23 protein-coding genes are annotated in these 22,248 nt (G+C 55.7%); 11 read left to right on the top strand and 12 right to left on the bottom strand.

Features of this window, described 5'->3' with window-relative positions; genetic code table 11:
• Nucleotides 1–10 precede the first annotated feature (10 nt).
• The gene (locus AC3DKS_RS06635; protein WP_272607555.1) at nt 11–979 is read left to right on the top strand and encodes an L-histidine N(alpha)-methyltransferase; all 969 of its coding nucleotides are present in this window, start codon (nt 11–13) and stop codon (nt 977–979) included.
• Between the two features lie 140 nt (nt 980–1,119).
• Here the strand turns inward: AC3DKS_RS06635 and AC3DKS_RS06630 are convergent, their stop codons facing one another.
• Both AC3DKS_RS06630 and AC3DKS_RS06625 read right to left on the bottom strand, forming a co-directional pair.
• A complete protein-coding gene (locus AC3DKS_RS06630) occupies nt 1,120–1,416 on the bottom strand; it encodes an isoamylase early set domain-containing protein (RefSeq protein WP_015755840.1) in 297 nt (98 codons plus the stop codon).
• A 320-nt stretch (nt 1,417–1,736) separates the two neighbouring features.
• Nucleotides 1,737–2,822, bottom strand: coding sequence for an aminotransferase class V-fold PLP-dependent enzyme (locus AC3DKS_RS06625; protein ID WP_015755841.1), 1,086 nt, complete (start codon nt 2,820–2,822; stop codon nt 1,737–1,739).
• A gap of 48 nt (nt 2,823–2,870) precedes the next feature.
• Here AC3DKS_RS06625 and AC3DKS_RS06620 point away from each other — a divergent pair, with 48 nt between their 5' ends.
• Both AC3DKS_RS06620 and AC3DKS_RS06615 read left to right on the top strand, forming a co-directional pair.
• Complete coding sequence (locus AC3DKS_RS06620) at nt 2,871–3,260, top strand: 2TM domain-containing protein (protein WP_272607556.1); 390 nt, start codon at nt 2,871–2,873, stop codon at nt 3,258–3,260.
• Nucleotides 3,257–3,754, top strand: a complete 498-nt coding sequence (locus AC3DKS_RS06615; RefSeq protein WP_272607557.1) for a dihydrofolate reductase — start codon at nt 3,257–3,259, stop codon at nt 3,752–3,754. Before AC3DKS_RS06620 ends, AC3DKS_RS06615 begins: the two co-directional genes overlap by 4 nt.
• Here AC3DKS_RS06615 and murI read toward each other — a convergent pair.
• The 8 genes from murI to AC3DKS_RS06575 all read right to left on the bottom strand — a co-directional run bounded on the left by murI (nt 3,751) and on the right by AC3DKS_RS06575 (nt 11,826).
• Nucleotides 3,751–4,551, bottom strand: coding sequence for a glutamate racemase (murI, locus tag AC3DKS_RS06610; RefSeq protein WP_272607558.1), 801 nt, complete (start codon nt 4,549–4,551; stop codon nt 3,751–3,753). The two genes, AC3DKS_RS06615 and murI, sit on opposite strands and share 4 nt — an antisense overlap.
• Before the next feature lie 62 nt (nt 4,552–4,613).
• Nucleotides 4,614–5,123 carry an OmpH/Skp family outer membrane protein gene (locus AC3DKS_RS06605; protein WP_041327340.1) on the bottom strand — a complete coding sequence of 170 codons (510 nt, stop codon included), beginning with the start codon at nt 5,121–5,123 and terminating at the stop codon, nt 4,614–4,616.
• A 45-nt stretch (nt 5,124–5,168) separates the two neighbouring features.
• Entirely contained in the window at nt 5,169–5,996 is an 828-nt protein-coding gene (locus tag AC3DKS_RS06600) for an OmpH/Skp family outer membrane protein (protein WP_015755846.1), read from the bottom strand.
• A gap of 104 nt (nt 5,997–6,100) precedes the next feature.
• Nucleotides 6,101–8,719, bottom strand: a complete 2,619-nt coding sequence (locus AC3DKS_RS06595) for a BamA/OMP85 family outer membrane protein (RefSeq protein ID WP_015755847.1) — start codon at nt 8,717–8,719, stop codon at nt 6,101–6,103.
• Between the two features lie 4 nt (nt 8,720–8,723).
• Nucleotides 8,724–9,464, bottom strand: a complete 741-nt coding sequence (gene uppS / locus AC3DKS_RS06590) for an undecaprenyl pyrophosphate synthase (protein ID WP_015755848.1) — start codon at nt 9,462–9,464, stop codon at nt 8,724–8,726.
• 11 nt (nt 9,465–9,475) lie between these two features.
• Nucleotides 9,476–10,171 carry a type IX secretion system protein PorG gene (gene porG / locus AC3DKS_RS06585; RefSeq protein ID WP_272607559.1) on the bottom strand — a complete coding sequence of 232 codons (696 nt, stop codon included), beginning with the start codon at nt 10,169–10,171 and terminating at the stop codon, nt 9,476–9,478.
• Between the two features lie 117 nt (nt 10,172–10,288).
• Nucleotides 10,289–11,164, bottom strand: a complete 876-nt coding sequence (locus AC3DKS_RS06580) for an NAD kinase (RefSeq protein ID WP_015755850.1) — start codon at nt 11,162–11,164, stop codon at nt 10,289–10,291.
• A 5-nt stretch (nt 11,165–11,169) separates the two neighbouring features.
• Nucleotides 11,170–11,826: a CBS domain-containing protein gene (locus AC3DKS_RS06575; protein WP_015755851.1), complete on the bottom strand. Its 657-nt coding sequence runs from the start codon at nt 11,824–11,826 to the stop codon at nt 11,170–11,172.
• Between the two features lie 85 nt (nt 11,827–11,911).
• Between AC3DKS_RS06575 and AC3DKS_RS06570 the strand changes: the two genes are divergently transcribed.
• The 7 genes from AC3DKS_RS06570 (at nt 11,912) to clpX (ending at nt 18,994) form a co-directional block, all read left to right on the top strand.
• Nucleotides 11,912–12,625 carry a pyridoxine 5'-phosphate synthase gene (locus AC3DKS_RS06570; protein WP_272607560.1) on the top strand — a complete coding sequence of 238 codons (714 nt, stop codon included), beginning with the start codon at nt 11,912–11,914 and terminating at the stop codon, nt 12,623–12,625.
• The gene (locus AC3DKS_RS06565; RefSeq protein WP_272607561.1) at nt 12,625–13,395 is read left to right on the top strand and encodes an alpha/beta fold hydrolase; all 771 of its coding nucleotides are present in this window, start codon (nt 12,625–12,627) and stop codon (nt 13,393–13,395) included. Before AC3DKS_RS06570 ends, AC3DKS_RS06565 begins: the two co-directional genes overlap by 1 nt.
• A 129-nt stretch (nt 13,396–13,524) precedes the next feature.
• Nucleotides 13,525–15,027, top strand: coding sequence for an SGNH/GDSL hydrolase family protein (locus tag AC3DKS_RS06560; RefSeq protein ID WP_272607562.1), 1,503 nt, complete (start codon nt 13,525–13,527; stop codon nt 15,025–15,027).
• A 29-nt stretch (nt 15,028–15,056) separates the two neighbouring features.
• Nucleotides 15,057–15,404: a phage holin family protein gene (locus AC3DKS_RS06555; RefSeq protein WP_041327342.1), complete on the top strand. Its 348-nt coding sequence runs from the start codon at nt 15,057–15,059 to the stop codon at nt 15,402–15,404.
• Nucleotides 15,405–15,499: 95 nt separating this feature from the next.
• On the top strand, nt 15,500–16,822 hold the full coding sequence (tig, locus tag AC3DKS_RS06550; protein WP_012813587.1) for a trigger factor: 1,323 nt from the start codon (nt 15,500–15,502) through the stop codon (nt 16,820–16,822).
• A 174-nt stretch (nt 16,823–16,996) separates the two neighbouring features.
• Nucleotides 16,997–17,677, top strand: coding sequence for an ATP-dependent Clp endopeptidase proteolytic subunit ClpP (gene clpP / locus AC3DKS_RS06545; RefSeq protein ID WP_041326859.1), 681 nt, complete (start codon nt 16,997–16,999; stop codon nt 17,675–17,677).
• 81 nt (nt 17,678–17,758) lie between these two features.
• Nucleotides 17,759–18,994, top strand: coding sequence for an ATP-dependent Clp protease ATP-binding subunit ClpX (clpX, locus tag AC3DKS_RS06540; protein WP_272607564.1), 1,236 nt, complete (start codon nt 17,759–17,761; stop codon nt 18,992–18,994).
• On the opposite strand, the gene AC3DKS_RS06535 is transcribed toward clpX, so the two are convergent.
• Entirely contained in the window at nt 18,969–19,541 is a 573-nt protein-coding gene (locus AC3DKS_RS06535) for a hypothetical protein (RefSeq protein ID WP_272607565.1), read from the bottom strand. The genes clpX and AC3DKS_RS06535 overlap by 26 nt on opposite strands.
• 235 nt (nt 19,542–19,776) lie before the next feature.
• Nucleotides 19,777–21,306, bottom strand: a complete 1,530-nt coding sequence (locus AC3DKS_RS06530; protein WP_272607566.1) for a GH3 auxin-responsive promoter family protein — start codon at nt 21,304–21,306, stop codon at nt 19,777–19,779.
• A 60-nt stretch (nt 21,307–21,366) separates the two neighbouring features.
• Between AC3DKS_RS06530 and AC3DKS_RS06525 the strand changes: the two genes are divergently transcribed.
• Entirely contained in the window at nt 21,367–22,161 is a 795-nt protein-coding gene (locus AC3DKS_RS06525) for a DUF2797 domain-containing protein (RefSeq protein WP_272607567.1), read from the top strand.
• Nucleotides 22,162–22,248: the final 87 nt, after the last annotated feature.

Raw genomic sequence — 22,248 nt, 5'->3', positions numbered from 1 at the left:
TCAATATCCGATGCAGCAAAAAACACCCACTGCCACAGAGGCCTTCTCCGAAGCGGTCCGCAAGGGACTGACCCAATACCCGAAAAGCCTGCCCTCCCGATTCATCTACGATGCCCGGGGGGATGCCCTATTCCAGCGCATCATGGAAATGCCCGGCTACTACCTGACCCGGTGCGAAACGGAAATATTCAACCGGCACAAGGAGGCGATCGCCAGCCGGTTTGCCGACACCGGTTCCCCTTTTAACCTCATCGAACTCGGGGCCGGGGATGGAAAAAAGACCCGGTTGCTGCTCCGGGAGTTGCTCCGGCTGGATACCCCTTTCAGCTATATGCCGGTGGATATCAGCGAGAATGCGCTCTCCGGGCTGGTGGCCACACTAAAGCAGGAACTCCCCGACCTCCGGTGTTCCCCCTGGCAGGGTACCTATTTTGAAGTCCTCCGGGAAATCGGCCGGATGAAGGACCAGCGCAAAGTGATCCTTTTCCTGGGGTCGAATATCGGCAACCTGTTGCACCCGCAGGCCCTGTCGTTCTTAAAGGAACTCCGGGAAACTATGGGCCGTGAGGATTATTTGTTTATTGGCTTTGACCAGAAAAAGGACCCGGCCACCGTCCAGGCGGCCTACGACGACCCCGAGGGGATCACCGAAGCCTTCAACAAGAATATCCTCGGGAGGATCAACCGGGAGTTGGGCGGTACATTCGACCCGGGGAAATTCCGGCATTGGGAGGTCTACGACCCGGAGACGGGCACGGCAAAAAGCTACCTGGTGGCCGGGGAACCCATGCGCGTGGAGGTTCGGGATCTGGACCTGGAGGTGGAATTTGAACGATGGGAAACGATCCACACGGAGATCTCCCAGAAGTATGACGACCGGGTGGTGGAATGGCTTGCCCGCGAGGCCGGGCTGGTTATCGACGGCCACTATGCGGATTCCCGCGGGTACTACAAGGACTACCTGTTTCGTTTGGCCTGATGCCGCAGGGCCCGCCCGATCCGTTCAGTCCGTCGAAAACCCGGTTGCCGGAAACGGGCTTCCCCCGCGTAGCCCTATAAAACAAAAACGGGACGCAGCCGAAAGGCCACATCCCGCTTTGCGCTTTGCATTGCGTATTCCTAGATTTCGATCACGGCATTTTCAGCACCGGCAAAATCGTTCCACTGGTAGCGGTCGGCAGCTTCGTCATTGACATAGGCCCCGTCTACCAGGTAGCGGAATTCGTAAGAGCTTTCGCTGGGCAGGTCAAAGGTGCCCTTGAAGGTGCCGTTCTTCAGTTTTTTCAGGAGGCTCCCCTTGGGATTCCAGTTGTTGAAGTCCCCGACGACTGCAACTTTCTTTGCATCTTCGGCCGGGACGGTGAATGTTACCTTACAGACCGGCTTGGTTTTCAGGTATTGTTTTTTAATCGCCATAATTGGAGTGTTTTCAGTGAATTTGTGTACTTGTAAATAACGCGACAAAACAAATCACAAAACCCTTATAAAACAATAAGTTAAAGCAGAATTATGAATTTGATAAAATTGGATTTACAATGCGTCTAAGTTTTTAATAAACCCGGCATTCCATTAGCAGTCGTGTAAGTATTCACCCGACAGGTTTTCGGAAGCGCTCGACAGGTTTTCGGGAGCGCTCGACAGGTTTTCGGAAGCTCTCGACAGGTTTTCAAGAGCGCGCGGCTGGTGTTTCGGGAGCGCGCGGCAGGATTTCGGCAGCCCGGGATCAGGCAACAGGGTTATTTCAGCAGTTCCACCAACTGGTCCAGGTCGTTCTCCGAATTGTAGCAATGGAAACTTACCCGGATCCCTCCCCCCCGCCTGGAGCAGACCAGGCCGGCGCCGCTCAGGCGCTCCATCAGGGCGTCTTCGGAGCGGGGAATGTTGAAAATCGTACTGTGGCGGGGCCGGTGTACAACCGGGGTATCCAGCCCGAGGGATTGCAAGGCCTCTACCACCTGGGCACTCATGGTGCGGCTCTGCGCCTCAATCACATCCAGGCCAATGTCCTGCAGCAATTCCAGGGATTTGTTCAGGCTGCCGAAGCAGAGCAGGTCCAGGTGCCCGGGTTCCAGGCTGCGCGGGAGGGATATCCCCTCCCGTCCCGAAAGGTCGTGTCCCGAGGCGTTAAAGCCCGAGGAAGGAGGTTGGAATCGCTCCGTTGCCCCCTGCCCGAACAGCATAAATCCATTGCCATTTCCCCCCAGGAGCCATTTGTACCCGCTTGCCCCCAGCACGTCGATGCCGCTGGCTGCCAGATCCAACTGGAAGGCGCCGAGATACTGGGTCCCGTCCGCAATGATCAGCAGGTCCGGAAATTCGGATTTCACGCGGGCCAGGAAATCCGGTTCAATCAGCAGGCCGTCTATCCACCGGACGAGGCTCAGCGCCAGCACATCCACGGGCCCTGTGCGCAGCGCCCCGAGGATCTGCTCCTCTGGCGAAGGGTCCGACGGGAGCACCTCTACCCGGAAATCCCGACTGAGAAACGGCCAGTTCAGGGACGGGTAATCCCCTTCCAGCAAAACTACCCGGCTCCCTTTCGGCAGGCCTTCCAGCAGGAGGTTCAGGCCAATGGAAAAGTTCGGGACAAGGGCCACCTGGCCAGCCGGGCAGCCAAAACAGGCTCCTATGCGCTCCCGGGTCCGGTCCAGGATATCCAGGCAGTCCATCTTATGGACGCTGCCGCCAATGAGGTAGTCCAGGTCGTGCTCCTGCCGCCACTCCAGGACGGATTCGTGCAGCAGTCCCCAGGCTGCTGTGTTCAGGTAGGTATATCGCCTCAGGGCGGGGAACTGGTTGCGGAAGTGCCGGAATGGAGTCATGCAGGAGGCTCGAAAAGGGTTATCTTTGCTTTAAAGATAGCCATTCGGATGTTCTCCAAAAACAAAAATAACCGGGAGCTGGACCTGGAACAACACGAACAGGTGGAATACGCCCAAAGCCGTATCCGACAGAAAAAACGGCTTTACGCGCATTTTGTGATCTTCCTGATAGGCAGCGTATTCCTGATCGTCATCAATAAGATCCTGAAATACGGGGCGGAATACGACTGGTTCCTCTGGGCGATGCTCCTCTGGGCCTTCCTCCTGGCGATCCACCTGGTCAACGTCTTCATCACCAACCGGTTTATGGGCCGGGAATGGGAACGCGCCCAGCGCGAACGCCTGGTCCGGAAACAAAAAGAGCGCATCCGGGAGCTGGAATCGGAAATCGCCCCCACCCCCCCTCAAGGCGATACCCCGAAAAAAAAAGCGCCGTGAAAGAGATTATCCTCATTGCGGCTGCAGGGGAAAACAACGAGCTGGGCCGGGAATCCGACCTGCCATGGCACCTCCCTGACGATTTTAAGCGTTTTAAAGAGCTGACCATGGGGCACCCGATGATTATGGGGCGCAAAACCTTCGACACCTTCCCAAAACCCCTGCCCGGGAGGAAACACATCATCCTCACACGAGATCCGGACTATCGGCCAGACCATCCGGCATGTCGCGTGGCGGATTCCATGGACCGGGCCCTGGAAGCAGCGGACGGGGCGGAAACCGTCTATATTATCGGAGGGGGTGAGATCTACCGCCAGGCGCTGCCACTGGCTACGAAAATTGAATTGACGCGTGTTCACGGCACCTTCCCGGCGGACACCTTTTTCCCGGAAATCGACCTGGACGACTGGGATCTCACAAACTCCCACCGGCATCCCGCGGATGCGCAACACGCACACCCCTTTACCTACCAGACCTACGAGCGCAAATCTTAGAATGCTTCTCTCCGGGGAACCAGTTTATGCCCCAATTGCAGAAGCACTTGCCGCATCACGCCGGGATCCCCGTTGGTCAGCAACTCGTGGCGTACCGGGCCGCCGGCGTCCCACAACAGCCCTTCCCTTTCCAGGATAGCCCTGGACTGCCGGGCCACGGGAAGCCCGCAGTCCAGGATCCGGACCCCTTCGGGCAGCAGGTGCTCCAATGTGGGCTTCAACAATGGGTAGTGGGTGCATCCGAGTACCAGGTAGTCGATCCCCTGGAGGAGCATCGGTTTGAGCAATCGCTCCAGGATATCCCGCAATTCCGGATCGTCCGGCCCGGCGGATTCGATGCGTTCCACAAGATCCACCCCTTCCTGCTCCACAATTTCGATGCCCGATCCGAAATTCCGCGACGTAGAGGCGAAGAGGGAGCTGGAAAGCGTCCCCCGGGTGGCCAGCACGCCGATTTTCCCCGATCGGGAATTCAGGGCAGCGGGTTTGATGGCGGGCTCGATCCCGATAAACGGCACCGGGAATTCGGCCCGTAACCGGTCAATCGCATTCGTGGTGGCGGTATTGCAGGCTACCACGATGAGTTTACAACCCCGCTCCAGCAGCCAGCGCGTATTCTTGCGTGCAAGCTCCAGGATGGCCCCGGGCGATTTTCCGCCATAGGGAGCGTTGGCACTGTCGGCCAGGTAGATCGTGTGCTCGGCAGGCAGCAAACGAACCAGTTCGTGCCAGATCGTGAGCCCCCCGACCCCTGAGTCGAATACCCCCACGGGCGCTTCTCTCGGATTTCGTTCCATTACCCGTAAAAATAAAAAAACCGCCCGGGGAGGGGCGGTTTCTCAATCTATTAATTTTCGCGTCAGAAGCCTAGCTCCTGCTTTACGTCGCTGAGCAGGTCCTTGCCGGTTGCCACAATCACCCCGGAACCCGGGCTGGAATCCAGAACGTACTGGAAGCCCTGGGCCGCAGCCACCTTTTCGATGGCAGCCTTGGCTTTCTTGGAAATCGGGTCGAACAGTTCCTGCTGCTTCTTGGCCAGCTCCTGCTGCGCAGCTTGTTGCGCTTCGCCGATATTCCTTTCAAAGCCCTGCAGTTCCAGCGCCCGCTTCTGGTTTTCTTCCTGGGACATGGAACTCGCTTCGTTGTTGTATTGCGTGAATTTGTTCTGCAATTCATCCAGGGAACTCTTGATATCCGCCTGGTAGGTTTCCTGGAGCTTCTTCAGCTCCGCCTGGGCAGCCTTCATTTCCGGCATCTGCTGCAGGAGCTCCGCCACATTGATGTGTGCCGTCTTGTGTTGCGCCTGGACAAAACCGGTGGCAGCCACAAACATAACTACTGCTACTGCTACCTTAATTACTTGTTTCATGATTTCTAATTTGCTATTTGAGTTTACTATTTATTGAATTGCCAGTTAGTTATCCGTTATTGTATCCTTGGCCTGTTCGGTGGCATTCTGCCGTTCTTCCTCCCGGGCCTTGCGTCGGGCCTCCCGCTCTTCGAGGAGCTTCTGGCGCCGGGCCTCGTAGGCCTTTTTCCGTTCTTCCCGCAACTTCAGCTGCTGCGCCCGGTAATCCTCGGCTTCCCTGGCGCGGGCCTCGGCGGCCTCCTCGGCGCGCTGCTGGCGCTCTATCAGGGCCTCCGAAACCGGCTCCTCCGCCTCTTCCGCTTCGAAATCCTCGAGGCGGTCGTTCCGCTGCTGCGGGGGGCTGCTGACCCTCCGCGTCCGGGCGATTGAGCGCAATACCAAGTCGCTGATATCGTGCCTTTTTTCGGAGTACAACATTACAACATCCGCAGATTTATCAAAAATAAAATCATAACTTTTATTGGCTCCGATTTTCTGTACTTCGTTGAAAACCTGATCCTGTATCGGCTGTATCAAACGCTGTTTCTGCAACACCAGATCGCCATTCGGTCCAAATCGATCCTGCTGGTAATCCAGCAATTCGTTTTCCAGGATTGCAATTTCTTCTTCCCGCTCGGCGATCAATTCATCCGTCAACAGTACCCGCTCTGCCTGCAGGTCCTTCTTTTGCTGGTCGATGGCTCGTTGCCGCTCTTCGACTTCCGATTTCCACTGCAGTACCTTGTTGTCCAGCTGGTCACTGGCTTCCCGGTACTCCTCGACGTTCTCCAGGATGTACTCCATGTCCACATACCCGATGCGGACGCCGCGCTGGGCCAGGGCCATTCCGGAAATGCAGAGGGTCAGGGCTGCACAAATAAATTTTGATCGCATCACAGAACTGTTTTGTCTAATAGAAAATATCGTGCCAAAATTATTAAATCTTTTATAATGAACGACTTAACAAATATGGAAATCCGGAAAAACCGATGCGTCGACTAGAATTGCTGCCCGATGATGAAGTGCGTCTGCCACCCGCTGGGCCCCGGATTGCTGTCGGGCCGGAGGTCGTCGTCGAACCCGTACCCGAAATCGATACCCAACAAGCCAAAGGCAGGCATGAAAATCCGCAGCCCCACCCCGGCCGATCTTTTTATTTGAAACGGATTAAACTCCTGAAAATTGTTGAAGGAGTTCCCTGCTTCTGCAAAAATCAGGGTGTAGATGGAAGCGGTGGGCTTCAAAGTGAGCGGATACCGCAATTCCATGGAGTACTTGTTGTAGACAATCCCGCCTTCCTGGTCCTGGGTAAGCGGGTCCACCGGCGTCAGGGAATTGTTCTCGTACCCGCGGAGCTGGATGGTCTCCCGCCCGTCCAGGGTAAAGTTTCTGCCCAGGCCGTCCCCGCCCAGGAAAAACCGCTCAAAAGGCACCTTGCCCACGTCCGAATTGTAGTTTCCGAGGAAACCAAATTCCGCATTCGTGCGCAATACGAGCTTGTCGACGATCCGCGTATACCAGTCCGCCTTGAATTTCACCTTGTAGTATTCCAGCCAGCGGAACCGCTCCTGGTCAATCTCCTCGAGCCGCTGTTGCAGGGCCGGGTCGGAAGGCTGCCCGAGTTGGGCGTCCTCTAGTTGCTGCTGGACGATTTCCTCCCCTTCCGCTTTCAGCGACCCGTAGTCTTTGTCGCTGAAAAAGGAATACGGGGGCGTGAATTTCGCGCTCAGTTCAATGTTGCTCCCGTAAAGCGGAAAGATCGGGCCCGGCCCGGAGGAGTTCCGGGTAATCCCGATGGTGTACGCCAGGGAATTCGAACGGCCGTTGCCAAAATTGAACAATCCGGTCCGGTAATTCTGGAAATCGTAGATCTGGTAGCTCAGCGCATGGGAGATGACGAAAAAGTCGTCCGGCCATTGGACCCGCTTGGCCAGCCCGGCAGAAATCCCGGTGATGGAAAATTGCTGGTCCTTGTCCACGTCAATCTGGCCGCTGCTGTTAAAACTCGCCAGGAACTGTTGCGTTCGGGATAGCGACAGGCTAAAGCGCACGGGTTTCCGACCTCCGAGCCAGGGTTCTGAAAAGCTCAGGGAATACACCCGGAAGGTCCGGCTCGCCTGCAACCTAAGGGCAAAACTCTGGCCATCGCCCATCGGTACCGGCGAATAGGCCTCCCCATTGAATAAATTCTGGATGGAAAAGTTGTTGAAGGAAAGCCCGAGGGTGCCGATAAAGCCTCCGCCCCCGTATCCCCCCTGGAGCTCAATCTGGCTCGCGCCGGATTCCACCAGGTCAAATTTCAGGTCTACCGTCCCCTCGTTCGGGTTCGGGTTTTCGATTTCCGGTTTAATCTGTTCCGGGTCGAAGAACCCGAGTTGCCCGAGTTCCCGGATGGTCCGGATAATATCGTCCTTGCTGTATCGCTGCCCGGGTTTCGTGCGGATATCCCGGTAGATGACGTGGTCGTTTGTCTTGTTGTTCCCGCTAACCGTTACGCGGTCCAGGAAGGTCTCCTTCCCTTCGATAATCCGGATCTCAAAATCGATGGTGTCGTTCTCGGCCGACACCTCCACCGGGTTGATCTGGGAAAACAGGTAGCCGTTGTTCTGGTAGAGGTTCGTCAGGTCGTCCCCGTCCGGTTTCGTGTCGTCGGCAATCCGCTTGCGCAACAGTACCCCGTTGTACGTATCGCCTTTTTTGATGCCCAGCACCTGGCTGAGCTGCCGGTCCGAGTACACCGTATTCCCGACAAAGTCGATTTCGCCAAAGTAGTATTTGTCGCCCTCCTCCACCTGGATGCGGATATTGATATCGTCATTAGACAGGCGTTCGATGCTGTCGGAGAGCACCCGGGCGTCCCGGTAACCGTTCTCGGCGTATTTGTCGATCAGCGACTTCAGGTCTTCCTGGTAGTCGTCTTCGATATACTTGGACTTTTTCCAGAAGCGACCGAACCGCTTCTCCTTGGTATTCTTCATGGTCCGCCGCAACTTGGCGCCGGATAGCTTTTCATTTCCCTCAAAGATTATATCCTTGACCTTTACCCGGTTGCCTTTGTCGATGTTGATCACCATGTTGCGGGCATTCGTCTCGGTGGTATCCACCGAGGTGGCAATGGTTACCTGCGCATTGAGGAATCCTTGTTTGCGATACTTGTTCTCGAGGAAGTTCTTGGTGTTGGCAATCAGGCTCTCGGTGATCTTTTTGCCTTTTTTCAGGTCCGTATCGTCCGCAATATCGGGAACCTTGCGCTTTGGGATGCCGTAAAAGGTCACGTTGTTGAGGGAGGGCCGTTCCTGGATGCTTAGTTCCAAGAAGATTTCTTCCCCTTCCACCCTTTCTATATAAAAGGTCACATCGCTGAACAGGTCCAGGCCCCAAAGCTTTTTGATGATATCGCTGATCTGGTCGCCGGGCACGGTGATGGGCTGGCCCTCGCGGAGGCCCGTGTAGGTTTTGACTGTCTGCTCGTTATAACTTTGCAGCCCGGTCACCTTGAGCCCGCCGAGGATATAGGTCCGGCTGTTCTGGTAGGTGGTTTCCTGGGCGAAGGTCGGTAAGGTTGCTAGGAATGCCAGGGTTAGGAGAAGGCCTCTTAGTGATACGAATGCAGGCATACCACTAATTGAGTTGTTCGCTTGTTTTTCCAAATCTTCGTTCTCTGTTCTGATAATCTTTAAGCGCCTCTATCAGATGTTGTTCACTGAAATCCGGCCAAAAAACGTCAGTAAAATACAATTCCGCATAGGCAATTTGCCATAGTAAAAAATTGCTGATCCGGTGTTCTCCACTGGTGCGGATCAGCAGGTCCACGTCGGGCAAATCGTGCGTGTAAAGATGCTCATTAATAATTGCTTCATCAATATCCCCGGGGGAAATTATGTTATTTTTAACTTTGGTACACAGCGATTTTACGGCGGTTGTCAGCTCCTCCCGGGAACCGTAGCTAAGGGCCAGGGTCAGGGTAGTACCCGTGTTCTTCCCGGTCATCTCCATCACTTCCCGCAGCTCCTTGAGCGCCTTCTTGGGAAGCGATTCGATCCTGCCGATTGCCCGGAGGCGAATATTGTTGTCGTTAAGGGTCTTGAGTTCTTTCCGCAGGGAGGCTACCAGGAGTTTCATCAGGGTTTCCACCTCGAGTTTGGGCCGTTTCCAGTTTTCGGTACTGAAGGCGTAGAGGGTCAGGTATTCGACGCCGATCTTCGCTGCGGTTTCCACGGTCTCCCGAACGGCCTTTACGCCATTTTCATGGCCGAATACGCGTAACTTGCCGCGCTGTTTGGCCCAGCGGCCATTGCCGTCCATAATAATAGCAAGGTGCCGCGGCAGCCGCCCCTTTTTTATTTCCGCTATAGTGCTCATGTCGCTTTTCGCTACTCAAAGCAATCCATACAGGGTTTCCTCCCAAAAGTAAACGTCAGCGTCATCCCCGAAAAAACGTACCAGTCATCGCTGAATACGTTCCCGATCGGGCCGTCGGCCTGCTGTTCAAAATTGGACCCTGTCGGGTTGCTGGCATCCAGGTTATCCGTAAAGGTATACCTGGCGCCGATTTCCGCCCCCAGAATCAAAAACTGGTTCAGGCGGAGTTTGGCCCCGACGGTCATCGGGATGGCAAATGAACCGTCCCGCTGCCCCGTATCAATCATCCGGCCGGCATCGAAATAATTGAAATCGTACCTGAAATAGGTTACCCCGGTATACAGGTAGGGCGTAAATGCCGGCCCGAGTTTGTGGAGGTTGTACTCCACAAAATTAAACTCCAGTCCGGCGGAAGCTTCGAGGAGGCTGTTTTCCATTTGCAAACCCCGCTGCTGCCGCGCCGGAATATCGGATTTCAGATCGTCCGCCTTAAAGCGGGCGTAAATGAGGTGGGCACGCCAGGCATAACGCTTGCTCTTGTTCCACTTAAAGAGCGCCCCGACGGCGGGTCCGGAGGGTGCGATATAATTCATCCTTCCGATGTCCCCGATATTGTTGGCCCCTCCACCGTATAAACCTACTTCATAGGTCTGCCCGTGCACCGCAACAGCGAACAACAGGCAAACAGCGGCAATTACAATCCTCATCGAATCCAAAAGTTTGCAAATATAGCAATTTTAAGCCCTTGACAAGCAGCTTCCATTGCGCTATTTCTGTTTCCTTTGTAAAACAGGATTTACCGCCTTTTATTGCCCGGCCAACCGTCAATTCCGGCGGTCTTCCCCCCAGAGGAGTTTCTTGCGGATGGTTTTGAAAAAGCTCTCGGAGGTGTACTCCACCATCCGGATGGTGAACGGGGCCCTGCGGACGGTGATTTCCGTTCCGTTATCCACGCTGGTAATGCGGGAATCCAGGGATAGCAGGTGTTGTTGCTCCCGGCCGGAGACTCGCAGGCGGATGACCGTGTCGTCGTCGATGACCAGCGGGCGGGCGTTCAGGTTATGCGGGGCGATCGGGGTGATGACCAGGGATTTGGCAGTAGGCGCAATCACGGGCCCCCCGCAACTCAGGGAATATCCTGTAGACCCGGTGGGGGTTGCCACAATCAGGCCGTCGGCCCAGTAGGAAGTCAGGTATTCCCCGTCCAGATAGGTCTCGACGGTGATCATCGAGGTGGTATCCTTCCGGCTCACAGTCACCTCGTTCAACGCAAAATTCAACTGCCCGCCCCCGGGGGTATCGCCTTCCAGGCTGGCTTCAACCAGGCTGCGCTCCACGATGCGGTATGCCCCGGCCCGGAATTCTTCCAGGAGCGACCGCACTTCTTCCTTCCGGAACGTGGACAAAAACCCCAGGCGGCCCGTATTGACGCCCACTATCGGGATGGCCGACTCCCGGATATAGGTGATGGCCCGCAGGATCGTCCCATCCCCGCCAAAGCTGATAAAAAGATCAAAACTCCCGTCCAGGCCACCGTTCTGGTCAAAGGTGTCGTACCCCCTGGAATCCAGCCCGAGATACCGGCAAAATTCAGATTCCAGGGCAACCGTGGATTCCCCGTCATCCAGTTCGTCCAGGATCTCCCGGACCGGCCCGGAAGCATCGTCGTTGTAGGTCTGACCGTACAGCGCGACCTTCATCGGAATTAAACGTTAAGGTATTTGTCGAGGTAGTTGGAGCGTTGCCGGAGGTCTTCCAGGAAGGCATCGTCCGCACTGCCCGTGAGGATCGTATACTGGTACCGGCGGAAGGACTGGATGACATCGTTGATATTCGTTTCTCCCATCTTCAGGGTTATTTGCACCCTGTCGTCTGCCATTTCCGTAATAAAAGCCCCGAGGAGCCGGGTGTTGTTGCTCTCGACAATCTGCGAGATCTCGCTGAAGCTGTAATCCTTCATCGGCTTGGAAACCACCAGGATGGCCCCGGGCTCCGTAAAGAAGGGCATATCGGTAAAAATCCCCACCACATCGCTCAGGTCGTAGTACCCCAGCACCTTGCCCTCAGGCCCCACAACCGGGAGCACGTTGGCCTCGTTGCGGGTAAAAACCTCCAGGATATCGATCCAGCTGGCTTCCAGGGGTACGAAAAAGGATTCGAGCTGGTAGCGGAACTCCTCCACCTGGCTGAGTTCTTCAAAGGCATCCATATCCGCTTCTGCCAGGAGCCCCAGGTATACGCCCTTGTCAGTGACGGCCACGTGGGAATACGTGGAGTGGGTAAAAAAGTGGACCGCCTCCTTTAAAGTGTCGGTCACCTCAAAGACAGGGATCGTGTTGATGATGTGTTCCTGTATGTGCATCTGGTACGCAAATTACTAATTTTTAAACTGCAAAAGGCATGCCTAATTTGTATTTTTGGGCGGTAACCGAATAAAAACCGATCAGATGGTGCGATTAAGCGTCAACGTCAATAAGATAGCCACTTTGCGAAATGCCCGGGGCGGAAATGTCCCCGACCTGCTGCAGGCCGTTCGCGACATCGAGGTATTCGGGGCCCAGGGAATTACCATCCACCCGAGGCCGGATGAGCGGCATATCCGCTACCGGGACGCCAGGGACCTGAAATCTGTGGTGGGCACCGAACTCAATATCGAGGGCAACCCGATTCCCGCCTTCGTGGACCTGGTGCTCGAAGTGGCGCCCGACCAGGTGACCCTGGTGCCGGATGCCCCGGATGCCATCACCTCGAATGCGGGTTGGGATACGGTCCGCCACCGCGATTTCCTGCAGGAGGTGATCGGCAAGTTCCGGGACGCGGGCATCCGCACATCCATATTCGTGGACCCGGACCCCCAAATGGCCCGGGCGGCGGCCGAGACGGGAACCGACCGCATAGAACTCTACACGGAAAGTTATGCAACTCACTACGGAACCGACCCGGAGGCCGCGGTGAAACCCTTCCGTGAAACCGCGGAAGCGGCGGCTTCTGCCGGACTCGGGGTCAATGCGGGACACGACCTGAACCTGGACAATATCGCCTATTTTGCGCAGCAGGTGCCCCACCTGCTCGAGGTTTCCATCGGCCATGCCCTGATCTGCGAATCGCTTTACCTGGGCCTGGAAAATGTCATCGGCATGTATAAAAACCGGCTGTCCTGATGGAAAGACTACATGCGAATGTCCTGGGAGAAGGCACCCCGCTCATTATCCTACACGGTTTTCTGGGGATGTCCGACAATTGGAAAACGCTGGGGAAACGCTATGCAGACAAAGGGTTCCGGGTACACCTGCTCGACCAGCGCAACCACGGCCGGAGCTTCTGGTCCGAGGCATTCAATTATCCGCTGATGGCGCAGGACCTGGAACGATACATGGACCGCAACCAGTTGGGACAGGCCATATTGCTCGGCCATTCCATGGGGGGGAAGACGGCCATGACGTTTGCAACCGCCTTCCAGGACCGGGTAAAGCGCCTGCTGGTTGCCGATATCGGCCCGCGGCAGTACCCGCCCCACCACCAACATATCCTGGAGGCCCTGGAAGCCCTCCCGCTGGGGCAAATCCAGTCCCGGGGCGAGGCAGATGAAAAACTCTCGGAGTATTTACCGGACTGGGGAATCCGGCAATTCCTGTTGAAAAACCTCTACTGGCAAGGGCCGCGCCAACTCGGTTTCCGGTTTAACCTGGACGTGTTGAAGGACAGCATGGAGGCCATCGGGGCCGCTCTGCCCGAATCCGCCTGGTACGACGGGCCCACCCTCTTTATCCGGGGCGGCAATTCCGATTATATCGGCGAATCCGACCGCAAGGGAATCTTAGCGCATTTCCCGAATGCCCGCATTGAATCCGTTCCGGGGGCCGGCCACTGGCTGCACGCCGAAAAGCCCGATGCCTTCTTCCGCCTCAGCTGCGATTTTATGAAATCCTGAAAAATCAGGAGGTTCTATTATGCATGCATAATTTTTTTGCACTCTTTATTGCGGGTGTCGCAATTTTACTTAATTTTGGTAACCGCCTGTAGACAGGCATCTGGCATAGATTCACACAAACTGACTCAAATGAAAAAACACCTGCTATTCCTGGCCTTTTCCGGCCTGTTCCTCCTTTCCTGCAGCGATGACGATACCATCGTAAATCCGGGACCCCAGGATCCGGATCCCGTAAATTACACCAGTGGTTCGGCCGATTTCTCCACCTACGTGGCACTTGGAAATTCGCTCACCGCAGGATATTCGGATGCCGCGCTATTCATCGACGGTCAGGAAGCATCTTACCCCAATATGCTGGCCGGGAGTTTTGCAGAGGCAGGCGGGGGCGCATTTACCATACCTTTTATGGCCGATAACCTGGGGGGAGCCACCCTCGGGGGCACGCCCATCCTGGGCAACCGGCTGATCCTGGATTTCTCCAGCGGCGATCCCACACCGGTTCCCGTAAGTGGGCAGGGCACGACGGAAATCAGCAATACGCTTTCCGGCCCATTTAACAACATGGGGGCTCCGGGTTCTAAAAGCTACCACCTGCTTGCGCCGGGCTACGGCAACGTCGCAGGGGTGGAGGCAGGCCTTGCCAATCCGTATTACGCCCGTTTTGCCTCCGGGCCCACAGCTACTATCCTGGGGGATGCGGCCGCCCAGAATGCGACCTTTTTTACCCTGTGGATTGGTTCCCAGGATGTCCTGGGGTATGCCAGATCGGGTGGTTCCGGGGTGGACCAGACCGGCAACCTGGATCCGTCTACCTACGGCAGCGAAGATATTTCCGACCCGAATGTGGTGGCCGGGTCCATAGACGCCATCCTGCAGACGATGACCGCGAACGGGGCAGATGGGGTCCTTGCCAATATCCCGGATGTCACCACCATCCCGTTCTTCACCACAGTCCCCCACAACCCGGTTCCCCTGGACCAGGCAACCGCGGACTTGTTGAACAACGCCTACGCCGCATATAACGGGGGGCTGGCACAACTCCAGGGCCTGGGCGTGATAAGTGCCGAAGAAGTGGCCCGCCGGACAATTTCCTTCCAGGCTGGCGAAAGCAATGCCGTGGTCCTGATCGATGAAGACCTTACGGACCTGACGAGTTTCAACCCGGCATTGATCAACATGCGGCAGGCCACCGAGGAGGACCTGCTGGTCTTCACTTCCCAAACGATTATCGGGACGCTGGCCAACCCCCAGGATCCGACCAGTATCAACGGGGTGGCCGTACCCCTGGCCGACGAGTGGGTACTCACCCCCGAGGAACAACTGGCGGTCCAAACCGCGACAGCCGCCTATAACCAGGCCATCGCAGGCCTCGCCCAGCAATACGACCTGGGCCTGGTGGATGTCAATGCCTATCTGACAACCGTAGCTACAACGGGCATTACCCTGTCGGATGGCAGCACGGTGACCGCGGAGTACGCCACCGGCGGCGGATTCTCCCTGGACGGGGTGCATCCCTCCCCCCGGGGCTATGCCTTGCTGGCCAATCAGTTCATCGCGGTGATTGAGGCAAAATACGGGGCCGAACTCCCGGAAATCGATCCGTTGGCGTATACCGGACTATATATCAATTAGGAAATTGCCAAATTGACAAATTCAACCCAATGAAATTCATCCTCCGCCTCCTGCTCAGCGCCCTCGCCGTGGTGATCCTCTCAAAGATCCTGCCCGGGGTGTCCGTGGCCTCCTACGGCATCGCCATCCTGGTGGCCGTGGTGCTCAGCCTGCTGAATTTTATCGTCAAACCCCTGTTGATCATCCTCACCCTGCCGGTGACCATCCTGACCCTCGGGCTGTTCCTGCTGATCATCAACGCCCTGATCATCCTGATGGCCGATGGGCTTATTACCGGTTTTGCGGTGGACGGCATCTGGTGGGCATTGCTTTTTTCCCTCCTGCTCTCCATCCTCCAATCCCTGCTTTTCTCATTTTTGAAGGAAGAGAAGAAATAAGCACCAGCAGTTGAAATACAGTCGGTTGAAAACTTGCCGGGTCGGGTGAAATGCGTTATTTTTGCATCCCATTTTTATACGCAAAGGAGAAATAAATGAACATCACCAAAGAGCAGATCGATGAGTTGAACGCCGTCCTGAAGGTGGCTATCACCAAGGAAGACTACCAGGACAAGGTGGATAAAATCCTCAAGGACTACCGGAAAAACGCAAACATCCCCGGATTCCGTAAAGGACAGGTCCCCATGGGGCTGATCAAGAAGCAATACGGGAAGGCCGTACTGGTAGACGAGGTCAACAAACTGCTGCAGGACAACCTGAACAACTACCTGGTAGAGGAGAAGCTGGACGTACTCGGCAATCCGCTGCCCAAGCAACAGGACAACTTCAATTGGGATTCCGAAGAGCTCGCCTTCGAATTCGAACTCGGGCTGGCCCCGGAATTCGAGGTGTCCCTGAAAACCAAAAAAGCGATCCCCCACTACAAGATTGTCGCCGATAAGAAAATGATCGACGACCAGGTTACCCGGATCCGAAAACAGTACGGAAAACTCGTGGCCAAAAAAGAAATTACGGCCGGGGACGAGGTTACCGGCACCTTTGTGAACGAGGCAGCCGAAATTGAACACAAAACCACCCTGGACCTGTCCAAGGTAAAAAGCAAGAAGGCATTGTCTGCCCTGAAAGGCTCCAAACCCGGGGATACGGTGACGCTGAAGACCAAGGGGCTCCTCACGGAGGATTACCTGTTGGCGAGCACTTTGGGAATCGACCGGGAGCAGGCAGAAGACCTGAACATCGAGGTGGAATTCAACATCGAGGAAGTGAATGAGCGGCAGCCTGCCGAATTGAACCAGGAGCTCTTCGACAAGCTTTTCGGCCCGGGCAATGTCACTTCCGAAAAGGAAATGCGCGAACGTATCAAAGAGGATTCGGAAGGGCAATTCCAGCAACAGTCCGACCAGAAATTGCTCAACGACGTCACCGAACAACTGATCGAGTCCACCCAATTCGACCTGCCCCGCGAATTCCTGAAAAAATGGATGCAGACCACCGGGGAAAAACCCCTGAGCCCGGAAGAGGCCAGCGATGAATTTGAGCGCTCCGAAAAAGGGTTGCGGTATCAGCTGATTGAGGGAAAACTCATTAAAGAGCACGGCCTGGATATCCAGTTCGACGAATTAAAAGAATTCGCGAAAGGCTTCATCCGTTCTCAGATGGCCCAATACGGTCAGACGGACCCGAAGGAGGAAGACCTGGAGAATATCGCCGGGAGGGTGATGGGCAACCGGGAGGAAGTTAAACGCCTCTCCGAACAACTGATGAGCCAGAAACTCCTCAGCCTGTACAAGGAAAAGGCCAACCTCAAGGTCAAGGAAGTGAACTACGACCAGTTCGTCAAGGAGGTTTACGGATAACCGCGGGTCCCGGGCACTCAAAAATTGGCCCCCGGGGCGGCGGCACGACCGAAATTCATATCTTTACGGTGCCGGCAGTATCTGTTACGGCACCTTTTTTTTAAGGAGTGCGCCAGGGGTAATCCGGAGAATTCCGGTACGGACGGCGCGCTTGGAAATTACCAGAACGAATCTATGGACTACGCAAAGGAATTTAAGGATTACGCCGTCAAGGACCGCGGCATCAGCAGCCTGCAGCTCGAGCGCGGGCTAACCAGCATGTATCCCGTGGGGATGACCCCGAATATCATTGAGGAGCGCCAGCTCAACGCGATTGCGATGGACGTATTCTCCCGCCTGATGATGGACCGGATCATTTTCCTGGGAACCGGCATCAGCGACCAGGTGGCAAACATCGTCCAGGCCCAGTTGCTGTTTTTGGCCAGTGCGGACTCCTCCAAAGATATCCAGATATACATCAATTCCCCGGGGGGAAGCGTCTATGCCGGCCTGGGGATCTACGACACCATGCAATTCATCAAGCCGGACGTCGCTACGATATGCACCGGGATGGCCGCCTCCATGGCTGCCGTACTGCTCTGCGCAGGCGAAAAAGGAAAACGCAGCGGCCTGCAGCACAGCCGGGTGATGATCCACCAACCGTTGTCGGGGGCCCAGGGGCAGGCGAGCGACATCGAAATTGCAGCCCGGGAGGTTCTTAAAATCAAAGACGAACTCTACCAGATCATCTCAAAACACAGCGGGCAACCGTTTGACCGGATCCAGGAGGACAGCGACCGCGACTACTGGATGAAAGCCGGCGAGGCCCTGGAATACGGGATGATCGATGAAATCCTGGAACGGGACAAGGATTAACCTGAAAAAGAGCGGATACACCTGATCCGGGGACAATTTTTAGGATATTTAGCGTTAGTTTAATACAGCAGGCAACTGATTATGGCAAAGGAGAATTTAGAGTGTTCGTTTTGCGGCCGCAAGAAGCCGGAAACCAACCTGCTGATCGCCGGTCTGGATGCACATATCTGCGATCGGTGCATCGAGCAGGCCCACGGTATCGTGGCCGAGGAGTCCCGTCAGTCGAAATCCGACGACCTCTCCTCCGAGCTCGTATTGAAAAAACCCGTGGAGATCAAGGAATTCCTGGACACCTATGTCATCGGGCAGGAACGAACCAAGAAGGTACTGTCCGTCGCGGTCTACAACCATTACAAACGGCTCCTGCAACCCAGTTCCAAGGAGGATGAGATCGAAATCCAGAAGAGCAACATCGTTATGGTGGGCCAGACCGGTACGGGAAAAACGCTGATGGCCAAAACCATTGCCCGGATGCTCAATGTACCCCTGGCCATTGTGGATGCCACGGTGCTTACCGAGGCGGGCTATGTAGGGGAAGATGTGGAGAGCATCCTCACCCGGCTGCTGCAGGCTGCCGACTACAACCTGGAAAAAGCCGAACGCGGCATCGTCTTCATCGACGAGCTGGACAAGATTGCCCGCAAGAGCGACAACCCTTCCATTACCCGGGACGTTTCGGGCGAAGGGGTACAGCAGGGGCTCCTGAAGCTCCTCGAGGGGACCGTGGTCAATGTCCCGCCCAAAGGGGGCCGGAAACACCCGGACCAGAAATTCATCGAAGTCAATACCGAAAATATCCTGTTTATCGCCGGGGGTGCCTTTGACGGCATCGAGCGGATCATCACCCGCCGCCTGAACATGCAGGCCATCGGCTACAGCGCCTCCAAGCGGGAGGAATCCCTGGATGCGGAAAACGTGCTGCAATACATTATCCCGAAAGACCTGAAGGAGTTCGGGCTCATCCCGGAGATTATCGGCCGGCTGCCCGTGCTCACGCACATGAACCCCCTGGACCGCAAGACGCTTCGCAGCATCCTGACCGAACCTCGCAATGCAATCATCAAGCAGTACGAAAAATTGTTCGCCATGGACGGGATCACCTTTAAGATCACCGACCAGGCGCTCGATTTTATTGTCGATAAAGCGATTGAGTACAAGTTGGGGGCCCGAGGGCTGCGTTCGCTGTGCGAAGCGGTATTCACCGATGCGATGTTCGAATTACCGAGCACCGAAGAGACCGAATTCAAGGTCACCAAGCCCTATGCCGAGGAAAAACTCTCTTTCGAGACAATCAATAAGCTGAAAGCTGTTTCTTAGACTTGCCGCTCCGGTTCTGGATAACCTCCTTGAGTAAATCCTTGCAAACCTTCTGAATAATCTTTTCGTCCGAATACAGTTCCTGGCCGAATTTTGAAATGATTTCGGGCTTCAGGCCTGTCTGGCGGAACCACAGGGGTGCCGGGCGGTTTTCGTGGTATTCCCCGTAAACCAGGGTTACCGGGCACTCCGGGTTGCCCCCAATTTTCTGGAGGCAAAGGGGTGAGACTGCATAGAGCGACTTCACCGGGAGGCCCATCAGGGCTGCCTGCCAGGCAATACTGCCGCCGCCCCCGAATGCGAGGTAGTCGGCCGGTTCCTGCTCTTTGGATAACAACCGGGCTGCCGCTCGTTTCATGCCTGTTTCGGCAAAAGCGTGGTACACGTCCTCCGCTGTATGCACGGGAGGCAGGTCCATGTCGGCCAGTTGCCGGCTGTCGTAATACACAATATCGTAATACTGTTGCAGGTATCCGAGGTAGGAAGTGATCCACAGGCCCTTTTTGGAACCCCACAAGTCCGAAAGGACGACGAGTCTTCTTGCCATAGTTGCTATGTTTAAAGCATGCGCAGGTTAATCTGGTACCCGAAGTTGTTAAATTATTCTGGTATCGCCGCAATTATCGGTTAATCTGGGGCAAATTCTCGACGTACCTTCCGGGGCAGACAGCCTGTATCGTTAAGTGCTATCATATTTACGACAAAATACGCTCGGTGGTTTACCCGCATGCGGATTCAGGCCAAGAGGCTTCGGATAGCGCACAATGAAGCAGGTCCCCGGGTCAGACTTTTTCCACGCCCCGGTCCAGGGCCATGAGCTCCTCAAGATACTCCCGGGTGTTGGATAATCGCGGTACTTTGTGCTGCCCGCCGAGTTTTCCCTTGGACTTGAGCCAGTCGTAGAAGAGGTTCTGGCGCGCCCGGTGGACGGTGGGCGGGTTCAACGTGATGTTGCGGTACCGCTTGGCGGCATAATCGGAATTGAGGTCCTGCAGGTGGGTGTCCAGCAGGCGGGAGAACGCCTGTATATCCGCCGGGGTTTCCCGGAACTCAATCAGCCATTCGTGCGCCCCTTTTTCATTTCCGGACATGAATACGGGCGCTGCGGTATATTCGGCAATACTTCCGCCGGCTTCCCTGCAACTGCGGCGCAGAGCTTCCTCGGCATTTTCAATCACCAGTTCCTCCCCGAATACATTGATGTGGTGCTTGGTCCGTCCGGTGATGCGGATCCGGTACGGGCTCGTGCTTGTAAAGCGCACGGTATCCCCGATCTGGTACCGCCACAGGCCGGCGTTGGTGGTGATGACCAGGGCGTAGTTCACCCCGCATTCCACCTCCCAGAGCGGGATGACCCGCTGGCTGGGTTTCCCGAAACTGTCCATGGCGATAAATTCGTAAAAAATGCCGTAGTCCAGCATGAGCAGCAGGTCCTGGCTGTCATTCCGGTCCTGTATGGCAAAAAACCCTTCCGAGGCGTTGTAGATCTCGTAGTACTGGAAGGATTCCTTTGGCAACAGCTTCCGGTACTGCTCCCGGTAGGGGTTAAAACTGACCCCCCCATGGAAGTATACCTCGAGGTTTTCCCAGATCTCGTGCAGGTGCTCCTTGCCCGTCTCCTGGAGGATGTGGTTGAGCAATACGAGCATCCAGGAGGGCACGCCGGCCAGGCTGGTGACATTTTCCCGGATACTCTCCCGGCAAATGGCCTGCAGTTTGCTTTCCCATTCGCTCATCAGGGAAACCTTGTTGCTGGGGGTGCTGCTGAGTTCCGCCCAGAAGGGCAGGTTGTCTATCAGGATGGCGGAAAGGTCGCCGAAATAGGTGCCGTTGTCCTCGTACAACTCCTTGCTCCCGCCCAAACGCAGGCTCTTGCCCGTGAAGAGCTGGGAATTCGGGTTGTTGTTCAGGTACAGGCACAACATGTCTTTCCCGGATTTGAAATGGCAGTCTTCCAGGGCCTCGGAACTCACCGGGATGAATTTGCTCCGGGCATTGGTGGTGCCGCTGCTCTTGGCAAACCACCGGATTTCGGTGGGCCAGAACAGGTTTTGCTCCCCCCGCCGGGTCCGTTCGATCAGCGGTTCGAATTCTTCGTAGGTAACCAGGGGGACCCGCCCCGCATAGGCTTCATAAGAGGTGATACCCTCAAATCCGTATTGCTGCCCGATTTCCGTTTCTTCGGCAAATTCCAGCAGGTTGGTCAGTACCTCCTGTTGGACCTCGCCCGGGTATTTCAGGAAAAGTTCAATCTGGTGATACCGCTTTTTCAGCAACCACGATGCAATCGAATTGAAAAGCGGGATAGGCATTTTTCGGTATCTTTACGGGCTTTGAAAGCGGCTAAAGATACAATTTTAAAAGAGAAGTGCATGCAATACAAAGGGGTGCTGCGGAAGATGGAAACCGAATGGGACCAGCCCATCCGCTACTATTTGTTGTTTCCGGGAGACTTCGTCCGAATGAATGATTTGCTGGATCGGCAGGTTGGCCTCAGGTTCCTGAAGTACGAGTGCCTCTCCTGCGGGCTGGACAGGCCGATCTACCGCCAGGGGTTCTGCCGTTCCTGTTTTTTCGAAACCCCACAGGCCGGCGAATGGATCATGCACCCCGAGAAAAGCAAGGCCCACCTGGACCAGGAAGACCGGGACCTCGCGTATGAAAAAAAAGTGCAGTTGCAGCCGCATATCGTCTACCTGGCCAATTCGAGCAACGTCAAGGTGGGGGTAACCCGGAAATCTCAGGTTCCCACCCGCTGGATCGACCAGGGAGCCCACGAGGCCATTGAGATCGTGGAGACACCCAACCGGTACCTGGCCGGGATCACCGAGGTGGCCCTGAAGGAACACGTAAGCGACAAGACCAACTGGCGCAAAATGCTCACAAACAATTTGGAGGATGTGGACCTGTTTGCCTGGCGCAACGACCTGAAACCCCATATCCCCGAGGAGGCCCTCCCCTATTTTATCGACAGCACACAGGAAACCCATTTGGAATTCCCCGTGCTCCGGTACCCGGAGAAGGTAAAGAGCCTGAATCTGGAAAAAACCCTGGAATTTACTGGCCGGCTGATGGGCATCAAGGGGCAGTACCTGATTTTTGAGGACCATACGGTATTCAACGTCCGGGGCAGCGAGGGTTATTACGTGGCCCTGGAGATTGCCTAGTACCCGGCCCAACACCCCTGGGGCTGCCCCCCGATTCGTTCAATAATTCAGCGGTTCGGAATGGTCCGGCTACCGGGAAATTGTGAT

The sequence above is a fragment of the Robiginitalea sp. genome (genome assembly GCF_982776155.1).
This window is presented reverse-complemented; position numbering and strand designations above follow the sequence as displayed.

Bases quoted from the DNA above. Each gene is read 5' to 3' on its own strand.
- AC3DKS_RS06525 (WP_272607567.1), top strand. From the start codon at position 21,367: ATGCAATACAAAGGGGTGCTGCGGAAGATGGAAACCGAATGGGACCAG.
- AC3DKS_RS06595 (WP_015755847.1), bottom strand. From the start codon at position 8,719: ATGCCTGCATTCGTATCACTAAGAGGCCTTCTCCTAACCCTGGCATTC.
- clpX (WP_272607564.1), top strand. From the start codon at position 17,759: ATGGCAAAGGAGAATTTAGAGTGTTCGTTTTGCGGCCGCAAGAAGCCG.
- tig (WP_012813587.1), top strand. From the start codon at position 15,500: ATGAACATCACCAAAGAGCAGATCGATGAGTTGAACGCCGTCCTGAAG.
- AC3DKS_RS06575 (WP_015755851.1), bottom strand. From the start codon at position 11,826: ATGCACATACAGGAACACATCATCAACACGATCCCTGTCTTTGAGGTG.
- clpP (WP_041326859.1), top strand. From the start codon at position 16,997: ATGGACTACGCAAAGGAATTTAAGGATTACGCCGTCAAGGACCGCGGC.
- AC3DKS_RS06635 (WP_272607555.1), top strand. From the start codon at position 11: ATGCAGCAAAAAACACCCACTGCCACAGAGGCCTTCTCCGAAGCGGTC.
- AC3DKS_RS06630 (WP_015755840.1), bottom strand. From the start codon at position 1,416: ATGGCGATTAAAAAACAATACCTGAAAACCAAGCCGGTCTGTAAGGTA.
- AC3DKS_RS06570 (WP_272607560.1), top strand. From the start codon at position 11,912: ATGGTGCGATTAAGCGTCAACGTCAATAAGATAGCCACTTTGCGAAAT.
- AC3DKS_RS06560 (WP_272607562.1), top strand. From the start codon at position 13,525: ATGAAAAAACACCTGCTATTCCTGGCCTTTTCCGGCCTGTTCCTCCTT.
- AC3DKS_RS06530 (WP_272607566.1), bottom strand. From the start codon at position 21,306: ATGCCTATCCCGCTTTTCAATTCGATTGCATCGTGGTTGCTGAAAAAG.
- AC3DKS_RS06555 (WP_041327342.1), top strand. From the start codon at position 15,057: ATGAAATTCATCCTCCGCCTCCTGCTCAGCGCCCTCGCCGTGGTGATC.
- porG (WP_272607559.1), bottom strand. From the start codon at position 10,171: ATGAGGATTGTAATTGCCGCTGTTTGCCTGTTGTTCGCTGTTGCGGTG.
- uppS (WP_015755848.1), bottom strand. From the start codon at position 9,464: ATGAGCACTATAGCGGAAATAAAAAAGGGGCGGCTGCCGCGGCACCTT.
- AC3DKS_RS06605 (WP_041327340.1), bottom strand. From the start codon at position 5,123: ATGAAACAAGTAATTAAGGTAGCAGTAGCAGTAGTTATGTTTGTGGCT.
- AC3DKS_RS06535 (WP_272607565.1), bottom strand. From the start codon at position 19,541: ATGGCAAGAAGACTCGTCGTCCTTTCGGACTTGTGGGGTTCCAAAAAG.
- AC3DKS_RS06625 (WP_015755841.1), bottom strand. From the start codon at position 2,822: ATGACTCCATTCCGGCACTTCCGCAACCAGTTCCCCGCCCTGAGGCGA.
- murI (WP_272607558.1), bottom strand. From the start codon at position 4,551: ATGGAACGAAATCCGAGAGAAGCGCCCGTGGGGGTATTCGACTCAGGG.
- AC3DKS_RS06620 (WP_272607556.1), top strand. From the start codon at position 2,871: ATGTTCTCCAAAAACAAAAATAACCGGGAGCTGGACCTGGAACAACAC.
- AC3DKS_RS06600 (WP_015755846.1), bottom strand. From the start codon at position 5,996: ATGCGATCAAAATTTATTTGTGCAGCCCTGACCCTCTGCATTTCCGGA.
- AC3DKS_RS06565 (WP_272607561.1), top strand. From the start codon at position 12,625: ATGGAAAGACTACATGCGAATGTCCTGGGAGAAGGCACCCCGCTCATT.
- AC3DKS_RS06580 (WP_015755850.1), bottom strand. From the start codon at position 11,164: ATGAAGGTCGCGCTGTACGGTCAGACCTACAACGACGATGCTTCCGGG.